8 protein-coding genes and 1 pseudogene are annotated in these 7281 nt (G+C 35.5%); 6 read left to right on the top strand and 3 right to left on the bottom strand.

What is annotated here, in order from left to right:
• Positions 1-13: 13 nt before the first annotated feature.
• The 3 genes from CGZ90_RS19800 to CGZ90_RS19810 form a co-directional block, all read right to left on the bottom strand.
• Entirely contained in the window at positions 14-1177 is a 1164-nt protein-coding gene (locus CGZ90_RS19800; RefSeq protein WP_094254211.1) for a tyrosine-type recombinase/integrase, read from the bottom strand.
• A gap of 90 nt (positions 1178-1267) precedes the next feature.
• On the bottom strand, positions 1268-2296 hold the full coding sequence (locus CGZ90_RS19805; RefSeq protein WP_165766934.1) for an ImmA/IrrE family metallo-endopeptidase: 1029 nt from the start codon (positions 2294-2296) through the stop codon (positions 1268-1270).
• On the bottom strand, positions 2268-2663 hold the full coding sequence (locus tag CGZ90_RS19810) for a helix-turn-helix domain-containing protein (RefSeq protein ID WP_094254213.1): 396 nt from the start codon (positions 2661-2663) through the stop codon (positions 2268-2270). Before CGZ90_RS19810 ends, CGZ90_RS19805 begins: the two co-directional genes overlap by 29 nt.
• Positions 2664-2787: 124 nt before the next feature.
• Here CGZ90_RS19810 and CGZ90_RS19815 point away from each other — a divergent pair, with 124 nt between their 5' ends.
• The 6 genes and pseudogenes from CGZ90_RS19815 to CGZ90_RS19840 all read left to right on the top strand — a co-directional run.
• Complete coding sequence (locus tag CGZ90_RS19815) at positions 2788-3060, top strand: helix-turn-helix domain-containing protein (protein WP_240515501.1); 273 nt, start codon at positions 2788-2790, stop codon at positions 3058-3060.
• Positions 3061-3141: 81 nt separating this feature from the next.
• Positions 3142-3405 carry a group-specific protein gene (locus CGZ90_RS19820; protein ID WP_094254218.1) on the top strand — a complete coding sequence of 88 codons (264 nt, stop codon included), beginning with the start codon at positions 3142-3144 and terminating at the stop codon, positions 3403-3405.
• Between the two features lie 25 nt (positions 3406-3430).
• Positions 3431-4336 (top strand): phage replisome organizer N-terminal domain-containing protein, encoded by a 906-nt coding sequence (locus CGZ90_RS19825; protein ID WP_094254215.1) that lies wholly within the window; start codon positions 3431-3433, stop codon positions 4334-4336.
• Complete coding sequence (locus tag CGZ90_RS19830) at positions 4311-5156, top strand: DnaA ATPase domain-containing protein (protein WP_240515502.1); 846 nt, start codon at positions 4311-4313, stop codon at positions 5154-5156. Before CGZ90_RS19825 ends, CGZ90_RS19830 begins: the two co-directional genes overlap by 26 nt.
• A gap of 539 nt (positions 5157-5695) precedes the next feature.
• Positions 5696-6400 (top strand): hypothetical protein, encoded by a 705-nt coding sequence (locus CGZ90_RS19835; RefSeq protein WP_094254217.1) that lies wholly within the window; start codon positions 5696-5698, stop codon positions 6398-6400.
• Positions 6384-7281: pseudogene (locus tag CGZ90_RS19840) on the top strand (type IV secretory system conjugative DNA transfer family protein); the annotation flags it as partial. The gene CGZ90_RS19835 and the pseudogene CGZ90_RS19840, both read left to right, overlap by 17 nt.

Below are 7281 nucleotides of genomic sequence, written 5' to 3' on the forward strand. Positions count from 1 at the left end.
TAAGGAGTCAAGGCTAATTTCTTCTTGTATAAGCGGCAAACTTATTTAGTTCATCTGTGTCAAATTTGTCCGTAACATCTAAATATATGTCAGCTGTTGTTTCTGTCGTTTGATGTCCAAGGCGCTGCGAAACATATTTAATACTAGCTCCTGCTTCAAGGAATAAAACAGCATGAGTATGCCTGAAAACATGAGTGCCTTTGTAACTGACATTTGCTTTAGTGCAATACCTTTGAAAGGTCTCACGTATTATTGAGGGTGTAAGATAACTTCCAAGAAAATTTTGAAATATAATTCCATCGTTGTTTCGTTTGAATTGAGAGTGTTTTAAAATCATCTGGTTTTGTAACAGCTTGAACTTTTTAAGTTCAGCTACTAATGCTTCATCGAGTTTAATTGTTCTATAGGAGGATGAGTTCTTAAGAGAAGATATTGTTATGTTATTGTTATCATCACGGCTAGTTTGTCTTGCAATTGTTAATTTATCACCCTTAAGGTCAAGCCATTGTAAGGCTAGTGCTTCGCTTATTCTTAATCCTGTTTGGCTTAGCAAATAAATAAGCATAAAGTACAGACGATACTCTTTATACCTTTGATGCTTATAAGTTTCCATAAAATCAAGCAATCGATTCAAATCATTTAAAGAATAATATTTTATTTCTTTATTAATTTGTATTTTATCTTTAACGGGTATTTTCAATTTGTTCGTGGGATCTTTGTCCAATATCTCCATGTCGTGAACCGAATAATGAAATATGCTTTTGAGAACTGATAAATACTTTAACCGTGATCCATAGGAGTAAATGTCATTACCGCTTTGATCCTTAAGTTCAGCATAATGATTCATCCATCTCTTAATTTCAGGTCTTTTAATACGAATTAACTTTTTATTCCCGAAGTAAGGGAGTATATGGATTCTTACGATGACCTCTAATTGTCGAAAAGTAGAATCTTTAACAGAGTTTTTTTTGTGGTTATTTAACCATTCTTGTACAACATCATTAAACATTAAATCTCTGTCATTTAGAGTGTGACCATAATAGATTTTTTCTTCTACAGCATTAGCTTCTATTTGTGCTTCTTTTTTAGTACGAAAAGTCCCAATACTTATTGATTTTCCTTCTTTGAAAACACGTGCTTGCCACATCCCACTGTTTAATTTTCGAAAGTTTGCCATTCATGTATCTCCTTTATTCTGCTTTAGATCTAAACAAAACTTGATTTATAACAAAATGTAAATTCTAATAACCGCAGATAATTTTTAAGATCAATTCTCTATTTTTAATAACCCATCCGCAAAGTATGTAGAGGTTGATCCGCATCTGTGACAATAACGAGATGTTTTATCAAGTAATTCATCACAATCCCCATGGGAATTATGCCATTTCATATTTTTGTGTAATTCCTCAAATGTAATCCCAGTACACTTGTTTATTAAAAATGCACCACAGATATTGCAGTAATTTGATCCTGAGGGTATATAGGCATTATCGCAATTTGGGCACTCAATACTTAGTTTTTGATGCGTAATGAAACTCGAACTTTTCAATTCATTCCAACTAATTTTTTCTTCTATTCTTAGATTTTTACTGCCACAGCAGGGACAAAACGTTGCATTCGGGAAAGCAAAAAGATAATTACAGTTCAAACAACGTTGGGTATTCTTAATCTTTGAAATGAATTCTTGAAATAATAGGATAATTGGGTGGCTAGAAGAATACTTTACACCAAATTGAGCACCTTGCTTTATAAATTTAAACACATTTATTGAAGCCTCATTTGATATTTCGCATAAATTAGAAATGTCATTTGGGTCATTGATCATTAGTTCGTTTAAGACTGGAGGAGGGGCTAATAGTTCTCTTGCGAAGCAGTTTGCTTCGCTTTCAAATTCGTTGTATTCATCTTCTGTAAGTGAACTTCTAGCCAAGGAAGAATTATTACTAATTTTGTTATGGTTCATGACATAATGTCCTAATTCATGGGCAAGAGTCCACCTTTTCCTGCCTTTATTAAGTATCTTATCGTTGTATAAAATTAAGTACTCATCTAATGATTCATAATATAGACAACAGCCTTCATCACTGTTTACAAGATTACAAACTTCTTGATGGGAAAAACCTCTCTTTTTTGCAAACCAAGAATAAGTTCTTACTTTAAGATTAGGAAAACTATTCGCAATTTGTTTCACCCGAATAGGTAATTCTCTTATGGAGTTATTCTTTAAAACTTTATCTGCAGAATTCTGGGCTTTAACGAAGTCGGCTTTATAGGTCGTCTTCTTCGTCAAATTCATCACCTTCCTCATTTTCAGTGTCTAGAAATGAAAGCTTTAACATCTTTATCATGTTTTCAAATCTTTCTCTGTCCTTACCGATAAGTTTGTTTCGTTGCCTTTGAATCTGTTTTAAATCATTGTCTTCTAATGAGAACTTTGTATACGGATCGCTTGTACTTCCCAGTAGATAATCTGTTGTGACATTAAAGATTTCAGACATCTCCAGCAATGCGCTACCAGGAGGTACAACTCTTCCAGCTTCATAATTTGCCACGTTTGATCTCTTCATGTCCAGTTTCTGAGCAAGCTCTTCCTGTGACAACTTATTATCCTGCCTGCACTTTTTGATTCTTAATCCAATCACTTTTTTTCTTTCATCATTCATAAGTATACCCCCAACTAAAAATAAAATGTTTATTAAAATGACGTTTTATATATTGACATACTTTTAAATGACGTGTTAAGGTTTATTTGTCATTTAAAAACACAAAAAGAAATGAGGTGATATTTTGGGTAACTCCAATGTCCGTCGTTTACGATTTCGATCATTACGCCAAAAACTTAATATTTCCCAACGTCAGTTATCTATTGATCTCAATATAAGCGAAAGCCACATTCGGAATATTGAAAGTGGCAGAGGTAATCCAGACGCAAAACTATTATTTAAGTTATCAAATTACTTAAAAACAACTCCGGAGTATTTATTTCCAGACCTAGCTGACGTTAATATCAAAAGGTTTGTTAAAGAATCGTATTGTCATTATTATAAACGTTCCATTTGATTACCTCAACAGGAGTTGACTATTAACAAAGGAGGATTCTAAATGTCAAATCGTTCTGCACAGTTAGAAAGACCCCCAAAGTTGTTGGAAGTACAAGTTGATGAGGAAGCAATCAAAGAAATGTATCACGATGCAATCGAAAAAAGAATGGAGAAATTTGATACGGAGTTGGTGTATTGGGATACAAAAGAATTAAAAAAACGGACATGTATGAGCTGGAATACCATTCTTAATAATTTTTTTTATGAAAATGATTTTCCAAAGATCAAGGTAGGTGGTAAGTGGTATTTTCCAGCAAAGGAAACGAAAATATTCCTAAACAAGTGGTTACTTCAATTAAAATAAATCATTTGAAAAAGGAGTGTTCAAAATGGCTGAAGTGAAGTGGATCAAACTCAGCACGAATATGTTCGAAGATGAAAAGATACGCTTAATCGAAAGTTTGCCCGAATCGGATATGCTGCTGATCATCTGGATCAAGCTCTTGTCTCAAGCAGGAAAAACAAACGCGAATGGTTACATCTACTTGAACGAAAACATTCCCTATACAGATGAGATGCTAGCGACCATTTTTAACCGTCCATTGAACATCGTTAGACTTGCACTAAAGACTTTCGAAGAGTTTGACATGATTGAGATCAGTGATGGAAATTTTATCGCCATCAGCAATTGGGAGAAGCACCAAAACGTCGAAGGTCTTGATAAAATACGCCAGCAGACGCGAAATCGCGTGGCAAAACATAGAGAAAAAAAGAAGCTAAATGCAGGAAACAATACATGTAACGTTACAGTAACGCAGGGTAACGCAACAGATATAGATAAAGAAGTAGAAATAGATAAAGAAGTAGAAATAGATAAAGATATAGATATAAATATAAATAATGCATTTAAAAATAGTAAAGAAGAAAAGAATGAGAACAAAACCACCAAAGTGCATGAATACTTCCAAAAGCATATTGGAAATGCATCTCAAAAGATTATGAAAGAGATTAACGTATGGACAACAGTACTGAATGAAGAGCTAGTGATGGAGGCAATGAGACGGTCAGTTGAATGCAATAAAGCCTCCTGGACATATACGAGAGGCATTCTATCAAAATGGGTGAAGAGTTATGTTCAGAGTCTAGATGATGTGAAATCCCTAGATGTTCAATACGCCAGTCATCGAAAGGAGATTAACAATGGAAAGTCGTCTAAACCAAATAATCGAATCTCTGTGTCAAAAGCATTTTCAATTACCGGAGGACAAGTTGGTCGAATCAGAAAGGCTCGATGAGTATCGTTGTTCTTCATGCAAAGACAAGGAAATCATTTTTTATAGGGTGCATAAAGATACTGAATGGTTTTGGGACGAGAAGATACAATCGTGTGTACCTGAACATAAGGTTCCGGAAGCTGACTATTATCTAGGCAAAGTATGCAGTCCGGAAAATGCATGGGAGTGGCATGACAGCTATTCAAAAAGGTGTAGCTGTGTCCAACAAAAGAATATCGAAAAGAGATTACTTACTTCAGAAATAACGGAAGAGTTTAGGAATCATAGTTTTAGCAACTTTAATATTAAAGGAAAAGATCCATTGATCAAGGATGCCTACCAGTGCGGCCAGGAATACATTTCAGACTTTATGGATATCCGAAGCACCCGATCAAACAGCGTCGCTCTACTGGGACAACCTGGAGCTGGAAAAACACATCTATTAACCGCAATCGCTAATCATCTCATGCAGCAAAGACATGTTTCAATTTTATATTTCCCTTATGTTGAGGGATTTGACGATTTAAAAGACGATTTTGAAAAACTGGAAGAAAAGATGAATCGTATGAAAAAGGTAGACGTACTTTTCATCGATGATTTATTCAAACCAGTAGGAAATCAAAAAAGACCGAGAGCTACTGAATGGCAGATCGAAAAGATGTATGCTCTCATCAACTATCGATATCTTAATCACCTGCCCGTATTAGTATCATCTGAGTTAACGATTGATGAAATAGAAGCCGTTGACGAAGCGCTTGGTTCGAGGCTTTATGAAATGTGCAGAAACTATATGGTCATTATAAAAGGAGATAAGAAGATATTAAACCAGAGATTAGGTTAGGAAACAATTGTGTGTATTTCTTTTATTTTAAAATACTAAGTAAATTATCAAAAATCCTATTATTAATTGAATCAGCATAAGTTTAATTTCAAATTCTTTTCCAAAGTACATTAAAAATGTATTTAAAATGTAAGAAATCAGCCTGATATTCATTTTAAAGGTGGGGGACGTCCGCATCCATTGTTAAGTAAGGAGTTTTCCACCTTGTTTTTCCAGGCTATCGCCGTGGAAATCCCGTGACCTCACACCACCAACATCATGTGGTGTGAGGTCACGGGAGCACAAGGTGGAAAGACAGATGTAGAAATAGAGCGGACGTCCTATTGTTGTATATTTTTGACTGTGATATTATTCCAATATAATTTAGTGATTTAATAGATTTTAAAGCGAAGTAATTTTGCAAGCGAGAAGGAGGGCAGATCCAGTTCTGAAGTTCAAGGTCAAGAGATGTAAAGAAGTGAATGATTTTTAGTAGTTGAATAATTGACGATTTGGTTAAAGGTTGAAGGGAGGATTTCTTTGGAGAGGAAAGGATACCTATGAATCTGTTAGCCGAAAAGCAAGAAGAAGTACTGCAAGTGATTAATCGTTTTGGAGTCATTACTACAACTCAGCTCTCAGCTTTTTTAAAAGGCAACATCTCACATGTAACGGTCTATCATACGAAGCGAAAGTTACTCTCGTTAGGATTTATTACCGAAGAGAAGATCGGTTATCAATTGATTTTGGCTATGCGTCCAAGTGGAGTAGAGTATCTTGGAAGCTCATTAACCCGGTTTACGAAGTTCAACTACTCTACACTGAACCATCAGCTCATCATGAACGATTGTCTACTGGCACTTAAAAGTATAGCTGAGAGTAAGGTTCAGCCGTTTGAATTCATTACCGAGCGTGAACTTCGGACTAAGTACATCGATCAGAATTTCTCGAAATCAGATCGTAGAAACACAACATTGTTAAAAAAAATCGCCGACCGTATTCCAGATTTTATACTTTTGGAAAACGGTGAAAGAATTGCATGTGAAGTAGAACTTACCCGAAAATCTTCAACGCGCTACATCGAAAAAATGAATCGTTACCGTAATGAAATTCTTAACGGTCAGTATAATCAAGTCAGGTATCTATGTGAGAGCGAATCGATCCGTGATACCGTCATCTCTTATGCGCAGCAAGCTGGAATAGTCAGTAACATGCTGCAGCTGGAGCTGATAAGGAGGTTATTGCAATTTGCCGAAAAGCAATGAAGACTTAGGAAAAGAATTCGGATTAGGATTAGCGATGCTGTTTAGTGTTTTTGCTTTTTTTCCTCTACTGGTTTTTTCTCTACCGTTTTTTATCCTATTCCGTATCTTAAAACAACCCACCTTTCACGCAATCATTTCAGTAATTAGCTTTCTATCTTTTTGTTTTTTTGCTTACTTCAATCCTACCAGTTATTTAGGTTTGTATAGTGTCTTGCCTTTTGATGTTACATGGTTAGAACGTCTGGTTAATCAGCCGATGCGACTCACCAATACATCTTTCCTGCAATATATAACAGGTGGTTTGTTTGTTTCATATGGATGGTCTCTCATGACCGACTATCACCGATCAAAACGTGTGAGATCGACTGAAGAAAAACGCGATAGCTTTAAATCATCTGCTCATTATCAAAAAGTGAAAAAGAACCGTTTCCAACTGACTATAAAAGCTCAACAAAAATGGAGAAGCCAGAAGGAACAAGACAAGCTTCTTCTCGGCATAACCGAGAGAGGCAAGCCTTACTTTATGGACTTTAAGGAGATTAATCAGCATATGTTCATCCCGGCAACAACAGGCGGCGGGAAAACGATATTACTTTTGAACTTTGTAGAGTATGCGCTGATCAGGAATTTTCCCTTTATCTTTATCGATGGCAAGGGCTCATCGGAAAGTATTGAAGAGGTTGAAACGCTTTGTAAGCGATACGACAGAAATTTGAAGGTGTTTTCTGATAAAGGGAAACTGACTTACAATCCTTTGAAATATGGCGGAGCTACGGTTATAAAAGATAAACTGGAACAATTAATCGAAACCGAGAGTGACTATTATTCTTCTATCTCAACGTCACTCGTACAAGCACTCATTCAGTTTATCGATGATTATG

It is taken from the genome of Fictibacillus aquaticus (assembly GCF_002245695.1).
Taxonomy (GTDB): Bacteria; Bacillota; Bacilli; order Bacillales; family Fictibacillaceae; genus Fictibacillus; species Fictibacillus aquaticus.

What these genes read in the sequence shown, in the direction of transcription:
- CGZ90_RS19835 (WP_094254217.1), top strand. Translation starts at nt 5,696, where the DNA reads ATGAATCTGTTAGCCGAAAAGCAAGAAGAAGTACTGCAAGTGATTAAT.
- CGZ90_RS19810 (WP_094254213.1), bottom strand. Translation starts at nt 2,663, where the DNA reads ATGAATGATGAAAGAAAAAAAGTGATTGGATTAAGAATCAAAAAGTGC.
- CGZ90_RS19800 (WP_094254211.1), bottom strand. Translation starts at nt 1,177, where the DNA reads ATGGCAAACTTTCGAAAATTAAACAGTGGGATGTGGCAAGCACGTGTT.
- CGZ90_RS19825 (WP_094254215.1), top strand. Translation starts at nt 3,431, where the DNA reads ATGGCTGAAGTGAAGTGGATCAAACTCAGCACGAATATGTTCGAAGAT.
- CGZ90_RS19805 (WP_165766934.1), bottom strand. Translation starts at nt 2,296, where the DNA reads ATGAATTTGACGAAGAAGACGACCTATAAAGCCGACTTCGTTAAAGCC.